The 19,048-nt window shown below is 60.6% G+C and carries 12 protein-coding genes and 1 tRNA gene; 2 read left to right on the forward strand and 11 right to left on the reverse strand.

Translation table 11 applies throughout. From position 1 onward, the window contains the following. Positions 1-117 precede the first annotated feature (117 nt). The 5 genes from infC to SH809_12355 all read right to left on the reverse strand — a co-directional run bounded on the left by infC (position 118) and on the right by SH809_12355 (position 4,442). Positions 118-660 (reverse strand): translation initiation factor IF-3, encoded by a 543-nt coding sequence (gene infC / locus SH809_12335; protein MDZ4700487.1) that lies wholly within the window; start codon positions 658-660, stop codon positions 118-120. Between the two features lie 126 nt (positions 661-786). After that, entirely contained in the window at positions 787-2,730 is a 1,944-nt protein-coding gene (gene thrS / locus SH809_12340) for a threonine--tRNA ligase (GenBank protein MDZ4700488.1), read from the reverse strand. 288 nt (positions 2,731-3,018) lie between these two features. Beyond that, entirely contained in the window at positions 3,019-3,228 is a 210-nt protein-coding gene (locus SH809_12345) for a hypothetical protein (GenBank protein MDZ4700489.1), read from the reverse strand. Positions 3,229-3,320: 92 nt separating this feature from the next. Then, positions 3,321-3,866: a YceI family protein gene (locus SH809_12350; protein ID MDZ4700490.1), complete on the reverse strand. Its 546-nt coding sequence runs from the start codon at positions 3,864-3,866 to the stop codon at positions 3,321-3,323. A gap of 502 nt (positions 3,867-4,368) precedes the next feature. Beyond that, a tRNA-Val gene (locus tag SH809_12355) sits at positions 4,369-4,442 on the reverse strand. A gap of 231 nt (positions 4,443-4,673) precedes the next feature. Here SH809_12355 and SH809_12360 point away from each other — a divergent pair. Beyond that, positions 4,674-5,057: a hypothetical protein gene (locus tag SH809_12360; protein MDZ4700491.1), complete on the forward strand. Its 384-nt coding sequence runs from the start codon at positions 4,674-4,676 to the stop codon at positions 5,055-5,057. A gap of 160 nt (positions 5,058-5,217) precedes the next feature. Beyond that, complete coding sequence (locus SH809_12365; protein MDZ4700492.1) at positions 5,218-5,793, forward strand: nitroreductase; 576 nt, start codon at positions 5,218-5,220, stop codon at positions 5,791-5,793. Between the two features lie 192 nt (positions 5,794-5,985). On the opposite strand, the gene SH809_12370 is transcribed toward SH809_12365, so the two are convergent. The 6 genes from SH809_12370 to SH809_12395 form a co-directional block, all read right to left on the reverse strand. Continuing rightward, a complete protein-coding gene (locus tag SH809_12370) occupies positions 5,986-6,663 on the reverse strand; it encodes a hypothetical protein (GenBank protein ID MDZ4700493.1) in 678 nt (225 codons plus the stop codon). Positions 6,664-6,705: 42 nt separating this feature from the next. Further along, positions 6,706-9,177 (reverse strand): TonB-dependent receptor, encoded by a 2,472-nt coding sequence (locus tag SH809_12375; protein ID MDZ4700494.1) that lies wholly within the window; start codon positions 9,175-9,177, stop codon positions 6,706-6,708. Between the two features lie 638 nt (positions 9,178-9,815). Further along, positions 9,816-12,710: a PAS domain S-box protein gene (locus SH809_12380; protein MDZ4700495.1), complete on the reverse strand. Its 2,895-nt coding sequence runs from the start codon at positions 12,708-12,710 to the stop codon at positions 9,816-9,818. A gap of 675 nt (positions 12,711-13,385) precedes the next feature. Next, positions 13,386-16,676 (reverse strand): CHAT domain-containing tetratricopeptide repeat protein, encoded by a 3,291-nt coding sequence (locus tag SH809_12385; GenBank protein ID MDZ4700496.1) that lies wholly within the window; start codon positions 16,674-16,676, stop codon positions 13,386-13,388. Positions 16,677-17,694: 1,018 nt separating this feature from the next. After that, complete coding sequence (locus SH809_12390; GenBank protein ID MDZ4700497.1) at positions 17,695-18,753, reverse strand: alpha/beta fold hydrolase; 1,059 nt, start codon at positions 18,751-18,753, stop codon at positions 17,695-17,697. Further along, positions 18,750-19,048 (reverse strand): laccase domain-containing protein (locus SH809_12395; GenBank protein ID MDZ4700498.1); only part of this gene is annotated, 299 nt, incomplete at its 5' end. The genes SH809_12390 and SH809_12395, both read right to left, overlap by 4 nt.

Here is a 19,048-nt window from a genome sequence, read left to right on the forward strand (position 1 = left end):
CGTCACCGCTACGCGCCGACGGGATTTGCCCCTCCTCGGATCGAGGAGGGGCCTGATCGTCAGGAACGGTCGAGCTACAAAAAGTGTCCGAAGTATTAACCTTGCAATTTGCACTGATCAGGCTTTTTTCTTGGTCGGCGCCATGATGATCGTCATACGCCGGCCCTCCATACGCGGGGGCTGATCGACCTTACCGACGTCCTTCAACTCCTCGATGAACCGCTTGAGCAACTGATCGCCATGCTCCTTGTACAGGATGTCGCGGCCCCGGAACTGCACCCAGGCCTTCACCATGTTCCCCTCTTCCAGAAACTGGCGGGCGTGTTTGGCCTTGAAATCAAAGTCGTGCGTGTCCGTCTGCGGACGGAAACGAATCTCCTTGAGGACCACCGCGTGGGACTTCTTACGCGCCTCCTTCTCCTTCTTCTGCTGCTCGTAAATATACTTGCCGTAGTCGACCACCTTACACACGGGCGGATCGGCTTCGGGCGCGATTTCCACCAGGTCGACTCCGTAATTCTCCGCGAGAGCCAGCGCTTCTTCGAGCGAATACACGCCGTGCTTGCCATTAGGATCGACTACGCGGACTTTCGCGGCGCGAATCTCGTTATTGATGCGAGTTCTGTTAGATGGTGCTTGAGGTGTTTTTTTCAGACTCATTCTGCGGTTCGATTCGCTAAAAAAGGCGTTGCGCGACGGTCCTCACGGGACCTCACGTCGACGGGGCGTCCCCCGAATAATAGGAAGATCTCACGCGCGGGCCCGTCCGAGGTTTCGTCCGAGCCGTCAAGCCTGGCGAATCCCTGAAGTGGCCTCGCGTTTCAGATGAGCCAGGAATCCATCCAGCGTCATCGATTCCTGCGCGCCCACACGGTGCTGCCGCACGGCGACGGTACCCTCCTCGGCCTCCTTGCGGCCCAGGACCAGCATGAACGGCACCTTCTGTACTTCGGCGCCGCGGATTTTATAGCCAATCTTCTCGTTCCGCAGATCGAGTTCCGACCGGAAGCCGGCCTCGATCAATCGGTTATGGACGGCTGTTGCGTATGCGTTCATGTCGAGGCTGATCGGCAGCACCGCCACCTGTACCGGCGCCAGCCAGGTCGGGAAATTGCCCCCGCAATGTTCGATCAACACGCCGATGAACCGCTCCATCGAGCCAAACGGCGCGCGGTGGATCATGACCGGACGGTGTTTTTCGTTATCCTCACCGATGTAGGTGAGATCGAACCGCTGCGGCAGGTTGTAGTCCAGCTGCACCGTGCCCAGCTGCCACTCCCGGCCGAGCGCATCCTTCACCATGAAATCGAGCTTCGGTCCATAAAAAGCGGCCTCGCCTTCGGCCTCGAATGCGTTCAGGTTCATCTCGACCGCCGCCTCCCGAATCGCTTGCTCGGCCCGCTCCCACTGGCTATCTTCACCGACGTATTTATCCTTGTTCGCCGGATCGCGCAGAGAGATCTGGGCCTTGAAGTCTGTAAACTCGAGGGCAGACAATACGGTCAGCGTCAGATCGATCACGCTCTTGAACTCTGCCTTCACCTGGTCGTCGGTGCAGAAGATGTGCGCGTCGTCCTGCGTAAACCCGCGCACGCGGGTCAGGCCGCCCAGTTCGCCGGACTGTTCGTAGCGGTACACGGTGCCGAACTCGGCGTACCGCACCGGCAAATCCCGGTACGAGTGCATCTTGCTCGCGTAGATCTGGGTATGGTGCGGGCAGTTCATGGGCTTGAGGAGATACCCCTCCTGCTGCTCCGCATCCTCGAACATGGGCGGGAACTGGCTGTCCTTATAATAGGGGTAGTGCCCACTGGTCTGGTACAACTCGAGCCGGCCGATATGCGGTGTCACCACCGGCTGATACCCGCGCTTCACCTGCTCGCGCTTCAAGAAATCAGCCAGGTTCTCGCGCAGCACGGCGCCTTTGGGCAGCCACATGGGCAGGCCCGGACCCACCTTGGCGCTGAAGGTAAACAACTCCAGCTCCTTTCCCAGCTTGCGGTGGTCGCGCTGCTTCGCGAGTTCGATACGCTCGATGTACTCGTCCAGCTCCTTCTTCTTCGGGAAGGTGATGCCGTAGATGCGGGTAAGCTGCGGCCGCTTTTCGTCCCCGCGCCAGTAGGCGCCGGCGATGTTGAGCAGCTTCGGGTTTTTGATGAGCCCCGTCGACGGCACGTGCGGGCCACGGCACAGATCGACAAACCCGCCCTGCTCGTAAAACGTGATGGCGCCGTCTTCCAGATCGGCAATGAGCTCCAGCTTGTAGCCGTCGCCCTTTTTTGTGAAGTAGTCGACGGCCTCTTGCTTCGACACCGCGCGCCGGCGGAAGGGCACGTCGCGCTTCGAAAGCTCGGTCATCTTCGCCTCGATGGCCGCGAGGTCGTCGGGGCCGAGCTTGCGGTCCCCAAGGTCGATGTCGTAATAAAACCCGTTCTCGATCGCTGGCCCGATGCCAAACTGCACCCCCGGATACAACGCTTCGAGCGCCTCGGCCAGGAGGTGGGCCGACGAGTGCCAGTAGGCCATCCGCCCTTCCGCATCGCGCCACGTGAGGATCTGCACCCGGGCATCGCGGTCGATGGGCCGGCCGAGGTCCCATACCTCGCCGTTCACGTTGATCGCCAGCGCCATCCGCGCCAGGCCATCCGAAATGCCCTCGGCAATCGCCTGGCCGGTCACGCCGGCGTCCATTTCCAGGACCGATCCATCAGGCAGCGTAATCTTGATCATGGCGGATGAGACGAGGCGCACAGGCCTCGCAACGGGTGTAGACGTATAAGGGATCCGGACATACCCGGTCGGACGACACGAGGATCCCGGCCCGTTTCGACGCCGCGATTAATAATTGATGCAAATTCGGCCTTATCCGTCAGAAACCTTCGAGATTTGCATGTTGCATAAGGAGCAAGTCATCCCCGCGAAGGCGGGGACCCAGCCATCAGACTGGCATTTTCCTGGTTCCCCGCCTGCGCGGGGATGACCCACTTACGTATGAAATATGCTAATCTCAACCATTTCTCATGCAATCACCTTCGCCTGCTTCAGCTTTCGGTACAACGCCACGCCCAGCGCCGCGCCGGCGATACCACCCAGCACGAATACAGCGCCCAGATCGAGATACGTCACCCCCGCATCCAACTGCCCGATGAGGGTATTGGCGATGACGAGGGCCCAGAACAGGGCCAGGACGGCCGTGACGATGAGGGAGGATAACGTATAGCGTTTCATATCAGGCCTCCACGATGGTGTGGGAATAAGACGCCTCATGGTACGAACAAGCCGGCCCATTGGATACGCCCGTGCCCCCATCCACGAAATCATCACGGGGCATCAGCGGGCGCCAGTAAGGCCTCTATCCGCAGCTCCACCGTATCCGCCACCTTCATCACCAGCATCCGCGGCGGCGAGATCTTGTAGTCGGTCATGTTCAGGTCCCACGTGGCCGTCACCATCAGCCCATCCGGCATCACCTGCAGTCCACCCGCCACCTCGATCTCCTGGCTGACGCCGTGCATCGTCATCGTGCCACGAACGAGGGCTGGCTGGATTTCGGGAATGCCGAGGTCGAAATCGGACACCAGCCGGCCCTCGAACACAGCGTCCGGGAAATGGCTTGTCTGCAGCGCCCTACGCATGTCCCGGTCGCGTTTCTTGATCCCTGTGTCGAGCGTGGCCAGTGGGAGGGTAAAGGAAACCGACCGATCGATAAGGCTGATCTGGCCGACAAGTACCTCGGAGATCCCGGTGAAGGAGTTGACCGGGATCTCGCCGGTGAAGGCGGCCTTGCCAGTTTCGGTGCGGTAGACCTGGGCGGGTGCGGGCGGCGCGAAGGCCAGGCAAAGCAATAGGAAGGGGAGGTAGCGCATGGGGATCGGCGGTTGGGTATGCCCTGCAGACGCCTGGACCGGGCCGGGATGTTCCCCCGGGTCAGGCGTTGAGGAGTTTTGAAGACCGTGGAAACCGTTCAGATGGAAGCCATGCTTACTAAAAGCCTGTCATGGTGAGCCTGCGATCGGTATCGATCGAAGCCGAACCACCTCCAGGAGCGACCGCGCTACAATTCACCCTGACCAGGGCGCTTTCACTCTTCACCACGCCCACGCATAAAAAGAATACGGGGGCTACGATGCTCCGTCGCTTCGCGACGTCACGCCTGACCAGACGGTGGTGAACGACAGTGGGTATTTCGTGCGTGTTGTTCCTGCTCTTGCAGCCTTCACGGAGCGATGGTTATGACCACTTGAGGGCTGTTCGCTTTCCTATCTACCTCTTTCGGCGCAAGAATCTCTCTACGTTGTTACGTCCTCGAACGGACTCCCGCCCGGCAATAAAAAAACCCCTGCCGGCCATCGGCCAACAGGGGATGTGTGGGTCCTAGTGGATTCGAACCACCGACCTCTACGATGTCAACGTAGCGCTCTAACCAACTGAGCTAAGGACCCGAAAGGACGCGCAATATATCGCAGGACTTTGGCGGATGTCAACCCCGCTTTGCCTGCATCGGCCTCCTTCTACGCAGGATCCTGCAATCGGATCTCCTTCGCCAAGATTTCGATGCGGCGCCGCGGATCGGCATTTGATCGCCCGACTTAAGCTTGTTCAGCGCCGGCCGATACAGCCTATGTAGCGTATTCCGCTCGCCCCCACGTAATTGCCCCCATCCCCATCGTATCATGAAGTACGCCCTCATCGTATCGGGCCTGCATGCCAACCAGGGATCCGATCATTCCAGCCGTGACGCTGCCTCCACCACCAACGAGGCCGCCGAGCACGTTCCTGTCGTGCGACGCTTCCCACCCGTCCTACAGTTCCTTACCCGGGCCGCGCCGTTCATCGAAGGCCAGCTCCAGTCCGCCGCCGTCCATGCTTTCAAACAGGGCCGGCGGATCGAGCAGATATGCGGCGTCCTCTATCACACCGCGCACGAATTGGGGTACCACGTGACCATCGGCGTCCAGGAAGTCTATAGCTCGAATATGCCCTCCTTCCCGGGGGAAACCGTGATGACGGCGCTGCTCCTGGTCGACGCCTCGGAACTCCGCCCGGTTTACAACTGACTAACGACGTTTCGCGTTACCGCGAGCGTTTAACGCGAAAATGTTCAACGCGTAACGTCTTGCCGGGCCGCAGAACCTTTCCCTCTTCCTCCCGTGTACAACCCGGCCGACTCCCAGGAGTCGGCCTTTTTTTATCGCAAACACCCATGCTACCGTCCCAATGCCTCGCGAACAAACCGCGCTCGACACCGACTCGCTGGCCGAACTCATCGCGTCGCGCCGTACCATTCACACCTTCCTGCTCGAACCTCCGCCCGAGGCCGCCATCCGCCGCGCGCTCGAACTCGCCCGCTGGGCGCCAAACCATAAATTGACGGAGCCGTGGCGGTTTTACCTCATCGGCCGGCCCACGGCGGATGCCATCGTCGAGCTCAACACTGAGATCCTGACGAAAACGCTCGGTGCCGGCGGCGCGGCCTCCAAACGCACCCGCTGGCTCGAAATACCGGGCTGGCTTGTCGTCACCTGCCAGCGATCGGATAAACCGATGCGGATGAAGGAAGACTACGCCGCCTGCTGCTGCGCCATTCAGAATGCGATGCTTTTCCTGTGGAACGAGGGCATCGGCATGAAATGGGCCACGGGAGATGTCATCCGCGACCCGCGGTTTTACGACCTGCTCGCGATCGACATCGACCAGGAAGAAGTGGTCGGCCTGTTCTGGTACGGCTACCCGGCGGAGGTGCCCGAGACGAAACGCAAACCGCTGGAAGAGGTGCTGCGGACGCGGCCTTGATAGGGGTCATCCTGAGCGTAGTCGAAAGCCTGCCCCCGCGAAGGCGGGGGGACCTCCCGATTGTCCGAGGGGTCCTTCGACAAGCTCAGGATGACCCCTATTTGGGGGGATTCACGGATCCCTTCTCGACGGATCCGTCAGCCAACCCCGTAGGGGCGCACGGCCGTGCTCCCGACGGCCATGATTCCAAAGCTACAGCTTAAGCGTCACGTGCACCCCCGGCGGCGACTTCGCATCGGCCGGTGGCGACAGCGCGATCGATAGGTCCGGCGCATTCGCCTTGCCGGCCTGCACCACGGCCGAAATCCCGGCGAATAACCGATTGGCCAAGAGGAGCGCCGCGTAGATCGAGCGCCGCCGGCCCAGCGTCTCGGCGTCGTTGCGAAGCGAGCGGTAATCCTGAAAGTCCGCTTCCGACGCCCATTCCCACTGAAAATCCCGCGTACTCACATAATCCAGCCGATTCCAGGCGCGATTGCGCAGCTGGGCTTCAAGGTAGGCGTCCGACGACGGGTACGTGGCCAGGTTCAGATAAAACGCCCGGTCCTTCCCGTCAATGAGGGCGTTCGCGTGTGTAACGGCAAGGGTCTCATAACTCTGCACCCGCTGCTGCTGCTGCCAGTTGGCGCCGAAGAGTCCCATCCAGAGCCCGATGTCGGCAGCGGCAAACAGCGTCGCCCGTCCTCGCCACGACCCCTCCTGCGCATACCGGTGCCCGAGACCGGGCAGCAACAGGCTCGCCGCGAACGCCTTGCCGGGCGTCGCGCGTTTTCGGGCTTCCTGCGCGGAAACGGGGGAAGCGACGACTACAGTGAGGAGGGCCAGGGTGAGGACCAGCCGGCGAAATCTAGCGGATAAACGGGTTTTCATGTCGACTACCATAAACAAACCCGGGGTGCCGGGCAATCCCTCTTAAAACCGTAATCCCATCCGCACGTTGATGGTGCGCGGCGTCAACCGGGTCGGGACGCGGGTCCAGATCCCGTCACTCCTCGGAATCCAGGAATAGGCGACGGTATTGACCATGTTGAAGACGTTCAAAATCTCCCCGGTGATCTCCAGCGCCACGGGGGAGCGACCGCGGCGTTCGGCGACCACGACCTCTTTCGTGATGCCCATGTCGAACCGGAAATAGCGCTGGTAGCGGGCCGAAAACCGCTCCCCGGGAATCTGGGTGACAATATTGCCGATTCGCTCGCCCTCGATGGGCGGGGTATACGGCAGCCCGCTCCCGAACAGGGTGCGGAGATGGAGTTTCCACGTTTCGTCCCCCGGAATATAGTCGGCGATGTAGATCGACACTGTGTGGCGCTGATCCGAGGGTCGGGGGTTGCTGCCGCGCTTGAAGTCGTCCTGGAACGCCGGCAAGAACCGCTCGCGGGACATCAAAAAGCTGTAATTCGCCCAGCTCTCGAGCCCGGGCACAAATTCGCCCCGAAGTTGGAGGTCCAATCCGAAGGACTCCCCCTCCGCATCGTTTTCGCCGGAGTAGACCACTCGGACGTTCTCGATGTCGTAGGAGACGACGTGTTTGAGGTCCTTGTAATAGCCCTCTGCGCGCAGATAGAGACGGGACTGCGGCAGGAACCGTTCGACGCCGGCCACCACCTGAAACGAGCGCTGGGAACGCAGGTCGCGGTTCAGGTTGTCGAGCAGGTTGATCGCAGGGTCCGGCTCGCCGCGCAACTCGCGATACGCCGGCGCCTGGTAGTAGATACCGGCCGACGCTGTGAGCGTTGTTTGGTCCGAGGCCAGGAAGCGAGCCGAGAGACGAGGGGATATCGTCCACTCACCATTGAAGGAGTAATAGTCCGACCGCAAACCGCCCGTCAGGACCAGCCGGCCGGATTCAGGCAGGAGGTCGATGGCGTCTTGCACGTAAAAGCCGGCCTGCCACGCGTCCAGTGTCGCGGCGCCGTCGAGGCTGTCGACGACGATGCGGACGACATCGCCCTCCTGTGAGCGACCGATGATAACGGATTTTTCCGTCAGCCGGTCGCTGAACTGGAGGTTGCGGGCGAAACCGCCGGCCTCGAACGCGTGTCGGTCCAACCCCAACAGCCAGCGGCTCTGCGCCGTCCAGGTGTCCACACCGATCCGGTTATCCGCTTCGTCTTCCGTGCGTGAGATGCCCGTGGCCAGGAAATCCGTGTTGTTGTCCGGGTCGCTGCCGGGGTCGACGAGGTAGAGCACGGCCGAACCCGAGATGTCGAAACGCTCCTCTTCAACCGTCCGAAAATACGACACGTCATGCATCGCCCGCAGCCGGCGGCCCAGCTGGCTGTTCACCCGGAAGCCGCCGAAGCGGGTGGCATAGCCGTCTCGCTCCTCACCGGTGAAATCGAGCCAGAGCGACTGGAGGTTGGAGGGGACGCGGGGGTCCTGACTGACGGTCCCAAAAAACGTCCGCTTATTACTCGGGTCGAGGCTGAACACATGCTCCGCCCAGATGCCCATCGCCTCGAGGTCGTGGCGGGGCGAAAGCTGGTAGGTGGTGAAGAGCTGGACGTCGGTATAGTCGGGCTCGTAATTTCCCTTCAGCTCCTGGGTGCTGAACAGGTAACGCGCGCGTGCCTTCCGAAAGCCGGCCACCCAGCCCATGCGCCCCCCGAGGAGCGACGACGAGGCGGTGGCGGAGGCATCGAGGAGCGATAGCGAGGCGGAGGCGCTCAGCGGCTCGCCGGCCGGCCGGCGGTACTGCACATCCAGCGCCGACGAGAGTTTGCCGCCATACCGCGCCGGGAAACCGCCGGTATAAAACGTCACCCGCTCGGCCATCTCGGCATTAAAAAGGCCCAACCCTTCCTGCTCGCCCTGGCGCGGACGAAATGGCATGTACACTTCAAAACCGTTCAGGAAGATCAGATTCTCATTAAAACCACCGCCCCGCACCGAGTACTGGCTCGATAACTCGTTGTTCGTCACCACGCCGGGTACGACTTTCAACGCCTGATACCCGTCCTTGAGCGGGGTAGGTATCCTCTGGATGGCCGCGGGGTCGAGCTCATAGACGCCGGCATCCTGATAGCCGGCGGCATCCTCCACGGTGATGCCTTCCATCTCCAGGCGTTCCTCGCCCAGGCGTGCGTCGAGTGTGACTACCCGATCCCGGACCACCGTGACGGAGTCGACGTGCGGCAGGTACCCGACCGACGAGAAGCGCAGCGCGTATCGGCGAGCGGGAAGGCGAACGTGGTAATATCCGGCCTCATCAGCCGCCGTGCCGTAGTTGGTGCCATCAACGAGCACTGTCGCGCCGGGGATCGGCCGGCCCGTGGACTGTTCGGTCACATGACCCTCCACTTCGCCCCAGTTCTGGGCGACGGCCGGGCGGCTACTGTATACCAGGAGACAGACAAGAAAAAGAGAGGCGAAGCGCATCATGCACTGCAACCGGGCTATAGACTGAGAAAAGAAGAGACGTATGGTATCAGTCTATCGGATAGGAGATCTCCTGGCGATGAGCAATGGGTTGGCAGGTTCGAACGACGGCTGGAGCGGGACGTTCCAGGCCGGCAGGCCCGACTACCTCGCACAGCTCTTTGTCATATCGGCCAAAACGCCTTTCAGAAAAGCACCGGTGCCGGATGTCGCAGCGACCATTCAGGCGACCATTCAGGCGGCCGTCCATCCGCCCCCGGCCGGGCCGCCCGACCGGACAATGTGCATCCGAGGTGATCGCCCGAACACAGGGCCAACAATGGGACGAAACGTATATAATGCCAACCCCACGCCATGCCTGCGCGCGGTTTCAGCCCGTAATCCGTCGACTCCGGCGTCGCGTTCGCCGGCGAGGGTTATGGGATAGATCCGACATGGCGTGCCCGGGCCGGTACGTGGGATGATTTCAAGTCGTTGCATGATGCGCCTGCTTTGGGGTTCGATGGGGCCAGAATAGTGACGCCCTGATGACAACCCTGTGTCACACATGTTGAACATATATTACAGAAAAGCAAAAACCCGTCCGAGCAGGGCCCGAACGGGTTGAGAGAATGGAGCGACAACGGATGTCGGTAACGTGCTCAGTGCTCTGTGAAGGTAGGAACTCGCCGGGAAGCCGATTGGCTGCGGTCCAGCGCGGCCTTTAATTCGCGGGCCGAAAAGGGTTTGGCGAGATAGTCGTTCATGCCGGCGGAGAGGCAATCTTCGCGGTCGCTGGGCATGACTCGGGCTGTGAAGGCGATGATGTAGGGGCGTGTCGCGTCGTTCAACTCGGCGCGAATGCGTCGGGTGGCCGACAGCCCGTCCAGCCCGGGCATCTGCAAGTCCATCAACACGACATCGTAAGGGGCTTCGATGACGGCGCGAACCGCCTCCACGCCATCGCGAACGACATCAACATGGTGCCCCAGGTCGCGCAGCATGTGATCGGCCAGCTTCTCGTTCGTCATCTCATCTTCTGCAAGCAGAATGCGAAGCTTACCATACCCTCCATCGCCGGATCCACCCGATATCGGCACGGTGCGAGCCGGCGTGTCTTCAACGCGCTTCCGGAAAACGCTGCGCAGCAGGCTGTGAAAGTGGGACATGCTGACAGGTTTCAAGAGATACACGGCGTCCACCTGAGCTCCACGATGTTGCACGCGGCCATCGTCGAGCACGATGAGCGGTAGGTCGGCGCTGGAACGGAACTGCCGCAGTTGACGGGCAAACTCGTGGCTGGAGTAGATTTCATTTTTCAGATCCACGACCACGGCCCCGAAGCGCTCGCCTTCGTCGATCCATTTGAGGGCTTCGATCGGGCTACCGGTATCGAGCACCGTCATCCCCCACGATTCAGCCTGGCGCTGGAGCCGTTGCCGGCTGATGTCGTCGTCGTCCACGATCAGTACTTGCACACTGGAATCGGACACGGCAGGTGCTTCGGGCTTATACACGACGTGCTGGACAACCTCCACTTCCAGGATCAGCGCCACGTGAAAAACGGAGCCAATGCCCGGTTCGCTTTCGACCCAGATCCTGCCATCCATGAGTTCGGCGAGCCGCCGGCAGATGGCGAGTCCGAGCCCCGTTCCCCCGAAACGTCGCGTCGTCGAGGCATCGGCCTGGGTAAACACTTCGAAGATTTCATTCTGGCTCTCTCGGCTGATCCCGATTCCGGTGTCTCGCACGGCCAGGTGGAGTTGGATGTGGGTATCGTCCACGGCCGCACTCGAGAGCTGCACGCTCACATCGCCTTTTTCCGTGAATTTGAGGGCATTCGAGAGCAAATTGACGAGGATCTGGCTGATGCGCGTCTCGTCGCCCACGATCATTTCCGGTACGATGGCGTCGACGCGGCTGCGCAGGTCCAGACCTTTTTCGATCGCTCGGGGCGCCATCAGTTCGACGACCCCCTTGACAAGCGTCCGGATCTGGAACGGCCGGTGCTCCAACTCCATGTGGCCCGATTCGATCTTTGAGAAATCGAGGATATCGTTGAGCAGATTCAGCAGCCGCTTGCCATTGGCCTGGATCGTGTTTGCAAATTCGCGCTGGGTGTCGTCCAGCAGGGTATCGAGCAGGATGTCCGCGTAGCCAAGGATGCCGCTCATCGGCGTCCGGATCTCGTGACTCATGTTGGCCAGAAAGTCGCTCTTGGCGCGGGTGGCGGCCTCAGCCTCTTCACGGGCCTCGCGCAGTTTATCGACCGTTTGCGTCAACTGCTGTTTCTGCTTCTCGAGTTTGGTTTTCGCCACCTCCAGATCGCGGGCATAGCGGACCAGCTTCTCCTGCGCCACCTTCAGCTTGGTGATGTCGCGGCCCACCGACTGAAACTCGATCACATTGCCTTCGTCGTCGAGGATAGGGTGGTCCTGCCAGAGCTGCCATTCGACACTGCCGTCCGGCTTTTCCAACGAGCGCTCGGTCTGGACCGTCTTCGGGTCCACGATCAGCCCGGCGATCTGTTCACGGGCATGGGTGCGGTAGTTTTCCGGCAGCAGACTCAGAAAACTCTTCCCAACCAGTTCATCATTGGCCTTGTTGAGATACCGGCAATAGGCTTCGTTGACGAAGGTCAGCGACGTATCCGGCCGGAAATGGTAGACGAATTCGATCTGGTTCTCGACCACGGTGCGGTACCGCTCCTCGCTGTGCCGCACCACTTCCTCCATCTGTTTCTTTTCGGTGATGTCGATACACGACCCGATGTAGCCGGTGAATTCGCCGCTGGCCGTGTACCGAGGCGCACCCGAGTCCAGTATCCACCGGTAGGAATTGTCGGCGCGAAGCAGCCGGTATTCGATGGTAAACGGTTTTTGCTGGTCGAATGCACTGTAATAACTCGCCTGGTAGTTGCGCAGATCGTCGCCATGGAGCGACTGCGTCCAGCCCGTGCCCAGTTCGTCGTTGAGGCGCCGGCCGGTGAATTCGAGCCAGATCCGGTTGAAGTAGGTATAACCCTGATCAGGGCCGGACATCCAGATAAGCGCGGGCACGGAGTCGGCAATCTGGCGAAAATGGGCTTCTTTTTCGAGCAGCTCCTGGTTCACCTGGTCGCGAACCATGAGCTCCTGCTGGAGGTCGCGATTCTCCCGGCTGAGTTGCGCGCGTTCCGTGCGCGTGCGCGCCTCGATAGTGGTGTCCATCCGCTTCTTCTGGGCGTCGATCTGCCCGAAAAACCGCTTGACGCGCAGAGAGGCGACGGTAAGGCCCCAGATAGCAACGAGGGCAATGGCGCGGACGAGGGCATCGAAGAAGAAGCTCTCATCGCCGAGAGTTACCAGAAAGGCAAAAACAGAAAGGGCCGAAGCCAGGATCGCCAGCAGGATCGTTTGATGCCGGCTATAGATCCACAGGGTCGAGACGGTAACGAGCAGGTACGGTGCGCCGCCGGCGACACCGATAGAGGTAAGGATCTCCAGAACGAAGAACACTACCGACGACACAATGCCCAGTAGCACCAAGCCAAATTCGCGCTTTGGGGAAGCATTCATACGCGGTTATGCACTAACTACTCGAGGAATCAGCAGCGGCGCCCGGGGGGTGAGGGGCGGCTGTCGGGGCAATGCGTAGTATGGGTGTCGCGACTGTACGACAAAGCTGAACGACAAACGAGCCGAGGTCGAGACTTCGCCTCAGGGCTGTGCGGGCGATGCGCGGGCTGCTACGGTCTCTGCTCTCACCAGGCGTCGGGGGGATGACGCGGTGACACTGCGGTTGCGGTACACCACCGACACACAGGGGCAGAGCTCTCACAAAGTATACGGATCGACTGTCTCGCCTTTCCGAACATACTGTGCTGGATGTGTCACAAAATGATGGCGTTGGAGCCACGGCAGAGGATCCGCTCGTTCCTCTACCGTCATCCCAGCCGGCGTCCTCAACAGAACACTACCTTAGATTTCGCTTAAGGTATAGGCAGCTAATCCGATACATCTGGTAAGCACATCAAAGAGAATGGACGGAGGTCACTACGGTGGGGTAGGACCTCCGTCCTGCACCTCTCAGAACAGACAGTGCGATACAGTCGAGGGTGGTATAAAAGCGGAAAACCGGTGGGGTCGACTGCTTTCGCTCGGCTTATGGATGTATCGACGCCGGCGCCGCGTTCATTAACGCGGTATAGGAAGTTTTTTCCTTTACGGTGTTTGTTGGTTGAAATAGCACTGCTAGCGGCCGTTCAGCACAAACGGCGACCAGTAGAATGGATCCGCCAGGTGATCGGACGAGGCGATGAGCCGTCGTTTGGCGTCGCGCAGGGCTTCCCCCTTTGGTAATCCGGCCAGCACGCCTTCATAAAAATGAGTCATGAGCCGAGCCGTGGTCTGATCCTGGACGTTCCACAAGGAAACGAGTACATTCCGGGCGCCGGCGAAGAGGAATCCGCGCGTCAGCCCGACCAGCCCTTCGCCACGCATTTGCCGACCGAGACCCGTCTGACAGGCGCTCAGCGTGACGAGTTCGGCGTTTAAATCCAGGTTGTAGATCTCGGCAAGTTCCAGCACGCCGTCGTGCCCGCCGGTAGTATCGTCGAGTAGGACGATGCCGGAGAGCAGCGGATCGTCTTCACTGACAAAGGCATGGGTGGCCAGGTGGACGAAGCGATAATCTCGCAGCGCCTCGCGAATGCTGGCTTCGGTGGCCTGCTCCTCAAGAAATACGCGCGTTTTACCTCCAAACAGTGCGCCCAGCCAACCGCGGCTGGCTACAAATAGCTTCTCAATGCTTTTGACTTCATCGAAGGTCGCCGGAAGGAAACCGCGATTTAACGCCCCATCGGGCGCGGGGAGGTTTTCGGCGAGCAGGGCGGCCCCCCGTGTGCCGGCGAGAAGTTCGTCCATGAACACAGGCGCAAACGCCACGAAGTTGCGGGCCGCCGGCGGGTGTTCCACACGGGTATCGACATAGAGGGTCGACGAGTAGGCATAACTGATGGAATAGGAGTCCAGCAAATACCGGAGGCCCGTATACGACGGTGCGCCGCCAGCGGCGGGCGCGGACAACAAGGTCTCGAAGGGGAGTTGGCTGAGAAACGCGTCGGGGACAATGGTGACGTGGGTCCCTCGGATAAACGGCGCCAAGGGCGCGACAAGTTGTTGGTACAGTCGGTGTCCGGTTTCAGCGAATGCGGCAGTGTTGCGATCGACGATCGCGGTCCGCAAGGTCTCCACATCGTCCGCCAACGTCGAGTCAATCGCCGTGGCGGTGACATCGACGCTGGCCGCGGTCACCGCGAAGGCATACAGCGAATCGGCTCCGACGAAGTATTCGACGAGTGTATCCTCCGTTCCATGGAGCGCAGCCTGGATGTCGGCCAGCGAAGCCGTGGTCGTCTGGTGCTTGAGCTTGAAATAGGCGGGGTAAGCGGATTCGAAGCCGGCGATCAGTGCTTCGTATTCCCGCTTCAGGGCGAACACCTTGCCTTTCCATAGAGTCACCCGAGCGCTGTCCGCGGCATCGAGTTGCCCTTCTTCTTCCTTGAGGCTGCGGGTGTAATAGGTGAGGCGTAGACGGATGTCTTCTTCGCGTTCCAGGAGCGAATCCGGGATGTTCGCATAGTGCCGCGCGCGCGCCGCCGTGATGGAGGAGGCTAGCACACGGCCCCGGCTCTGCTCGGCGAACGCGAACGCGGCCTCCTGATAGCCCGCGTCGCCCGTCAACCGGAACATCCGCAAGGCGGTGCCGATCGCCGGCTCGTAGAGGACGTGCGTGCGTTCGACCCATGCTAGTTGGGACGCCTCGGTCGACAATTCGCGCAGATAGGCCTGCACCAGGTAGCCGGCCTGCCGGTAGGCATCGTAGGCGGCACGCACATACCGCTCCTCCCCTTCGCGATCGAAGAGGGTAGTTAACACGCCGGCCTTTAGGACGAGCGTGTCAAAGAGACGGTCCTCGGAGGCCGCTTGGTGCGTGCGTATATCAGGATTAGATAAGTGATTCTGGTCGCCAAACGCCGGTACATTGACGTAAATAGCCCTCTGCAACAAGGCCATGGCCTCATCGGGATCGCCATCGGGCTCCGATTGCATGGCGCCTAACTCATTGATCGCTTGCGCCATGGTGCGTCGTTCCGTACCACGCGCCTCGAGTATTCCGAGCGCTCGCTCAAATGACGCTACCGCCTGCGCCTTTTTCCCCAACTTTCTGTATACCGAAGCCATGTTGAGCAGGGCGACAGCCGTCTCGTTCCGCCGGTCTCCCTGGCTGCGCAGACTCATCGCATGCGCCTCCTCATACTGACGCATGGCAGCCATCATGTCCCCTTTCTCCTCGTGCAACAAGCCCAGGCTGAGGTGGGCCTGTATCATATCCGGATGGTCCTGACCATACTGAGCTTGCACCATCTGACTCGATTGCTGCAAGAGTGCCTCGGCTTCATCATAGTGACCTAACTTCATCTGGGCGCTTGATTTCTGGCGAAAAATCAGGTGCATCAGCGGGTGCCGCATGTATTGCTGCGTATCGAGGGTCGCCAGCGCGTGATCGAGATATTCGATAGCCCGGTCGTATTTTTCCTCGTAGATGTGCACGCGCGCTATGCTGTAGTACCCGCCGGCGATATCGATATGGGTCTTGCCGAACAAGACCTCGCGTATGGTGATAGCCTGCTGGAAATACCTCAGCGACTGCTCGTAATCATGCAAGACCAGATAGACGTTGCCCAGATTATGATACGTTGACGCCATGTCATTGTGATGGACGGGCAAGACGGCTAAACGTATCTGCAACGCCTGTTGGTGGCTCGCCAGCGCAAGGTCGATATTACCCAGATTAGAGTAGATGGAAGCGAGATTGTTATGCGTTCTGGCAATGCCCATGCTGTCCGAGACCGAGAGGGCTGTTGTCAATGCCAATCGCTGCTCATAGTGGGCTTTCGCCTGTTCCAGATCGCCTTTCAGGTGATGATACAGTCCGATATGGTGGTGGCTTTCAGCGACACGTGGCGACTCCGCACCAAACAATGTCTCCCGGATCCGCAACGCGTCAAAAAAGTGGCGCTCCACGGCGTCCAGATCCCCTCGAACGCGGCTACTATTCCCCAGGATGTCGTAGGCGTCGGCGACGAGGGGATGGTATTCACCCAGGACCGGAAGCGCCGAGGTCAAGGCGCTATCGACGAGGGCGTACGCGTCATTGAAACGCCCCTGATCCAGGTGAAATCGACCTTCCAGGAGGGCGGTTTCAAACTGACCCTCGACCTGAGGGCTGCCGGCATATAGCTGTTTCGCGCGTACGATCGGCGGCCAGGCGGAATCGTATTCCGCGGCCAGAAGCCAATCGCCGGCCTCGGCCAGCAGGAGGCGGGCCACCATCGTATCGGGCAGGGCCGAAACGGCGATGGCCAGGAGCGGCTGCCGTTCGTTTCCTTCTCGGTCCGACTCACGACAGCCGGCGACGAATAGGATCAGTAGAACACTAAAAATGACGTGTACGCGGAGCAGTACCAGGGCGGGGGGCATGGTGCGCATTCTCGATCATCGACCGAACGGGGACTGGCGGCCGCGGGCATCGGTCCGTTGCCCACAAGCGGGAGCAAAAATGTGATCGGCGGATGATTTAAGCCAGCGGTTCAAAAAATATCATCGTGCGCTCATTTTCGGATGGGTGTCCCCAAAAAAGAAAAGACCCGGCCCCGCGGATGCGGAGCCGGGCTCGGGTACGCAAAGAAGGGTCGTGCGCACTAAGGATCTTTCGAGAGAGGATGTCTGAGAGGAGCTGAGCGAAGAGAGGTTCGAAAGAGAAGGGTGTACTCAGCTCGCGGAGAGCCTGGCTTCCCCCACCCGGAAGCCAGGCATCTCTACGACGCTATCGCTCTATCACTGTCTGTTGAAGTGCGGAGACAGATTTGCCTATGTCCAACGGCGGAGCGTTCAGGCCGTATGCGCAAGAGGCGCTTCCCCCACCCGGAAGCTTTTCTTGTGCGACCCATCCACTCGGCGGTCGAACTGGAGACATGCTTGAGAAAGAAGTGAATCAGAACCGCTCCATCTTGCGGCCCTGATCTGGAAGAAATCTACAACATCCCTCAAGGCCTGTATGCAGGCATATCTGCGGAACCTCGTGCCCTACAAAACACCTACAGATGTAAGCCCTGGCTTATAAAAGTGATTATGCATCGGGGGTGGGGGGAGCGGATATGGCGTACACGCTGTAGGGGAAACACCTGGGCGCTCGCCTGGACTGGGCGGAAGGCCGGCGCCAGCGCGAAACGGCATACGCCGGCCGTTGAGGAAGATCGAAGAGGAGTTGGAAAACCGCTAAAATTCACAGCCAGGACCCTTTCCCCCCACCTGGAAGGCGGGTCCTGGCTGCGACGCTATCGCTCTGTCACTGTCTTTGAGATGTGCTGTAGACAGACATGTGCGGTGCAGAAACACCGTCATGCATCCACAAGATAGATCGAAAATCACCGATGGCGCTGTAGGCGTGTTTGCTGTAAACGCTGTAGTCGAAATGACCTACAACGTGTAGCCCCACTTACATACTCACCCGCTTCAGTAGCGTCGGGGCCGCAACTTTTTGTGAGGTCTTTTTTGTCGGAGCAGGGTGTAGCCCGCAAAAATGGCTGGCGAACTCCAGCGCGCGCAGCTCCGACCAGTACAGATTGTCGGCGGCCAACCGCACAAACCCTACATGCCCGCCATGTCGGGGCGTCTCGAACGTGAGGGCCGGGTTGGCGCCCGCCTCGCGGGCCGGGTAACACGCACGGGGCAAGAAGGGGTCGTCAAGGGCATTGACGAGCAGCGTCGGCCGACGGATGCCGGGCAGGAACTGCCTGCTGCTGCTGCTCTTCCAGTAGGCTTCGGCGTCTTCGAAGCCGTGGAGACGTGCGGTGAAGTGGCTATCGAATTCCCGAAAGGTGCGGGCGGCGAGCCCTTCGAGCCCTACTTCCCCGGGGAAGTGGGCTTCGAGCTTGCGAATCTTGCCCCGCAGCTGGTGCATGAATCGGAACTGATACACCGCGTTGGCCGGCCGCGAGAGCGCCTCGGCGCACGCCCCCAGATCACAGGGCACGGAAAACGCGATGCCTCCGCGCACGGCGGCCGGCGCATCGCCGCCGCGCTCGCCGAGATATTTAAGCGTCAGGTTGCCGCCGAGGCTGAAGCCAATGAGGACGATGTCGTGGTAACCGAGCGAAATCGCGTGGGACACGACCGTATCGAGATCCTCGGTGGCCCCGGCGTGGTAGGACCGCGGCCGGAGATTCACTTCGCCGCTGCAGCCCCGGTAGTTCCAGGCGAGGGCATCCCAGCCCTGATCCAGGAAGGCGCGCGCCATCCCACGCACATACCCGCTTCTCGAACTGCCTTCCAGGCCATGGCTGATCACCACCAGCCGCTTCGAGCCCCCATCGCCCACCCAGTCGAGGTCGAGAAAGTCGCCATCCGATGTCCCGATGCGCTCCCGGCGGTAGCTCACGGCGCGCAGGCGGCGCATGAACATCGGGTAAACGGTCTGTAGATGGCCGCTTTGAAGCCAACGCGGCGTATGGTACAGTTCGGCGTGCTTCACAAGCGACGACGATCGATTGATCATGCGCATATCCCTATAAATCCCATCATCCGTCCCGTGGCGCCTCCTTCGGCCCGGTGTGAAAAAAACGTGGTCGTCTCTGTGTGGGTGCAGTGGGGCGACACTTCGATGGCGGCCGGCGCCAGGCCGGCCTCGATCAGCTGCGCCACAATCGCCCCCTTCAGGTCGACATGCGGCTTCCCCCCCGGTGCGCGTACGATAAACCGCGCGTCAAAACATGCTGCCACTTCAGGGCCCACCTCAAAGCGAGCGACCGATATACAGGGGCTGATGTACGCGCGAATCATCGCGAGCGCGA

This window comes from Rhodothermales bacterium, from assembly GCA_034439735.1.
In the GTDB taxonomy this organism is placed as follows: domain Bacteria; phylum Bacteroidota; class Rhodothermia; order Rhodothermales; family JAHQVL01; genus JAWKNW01.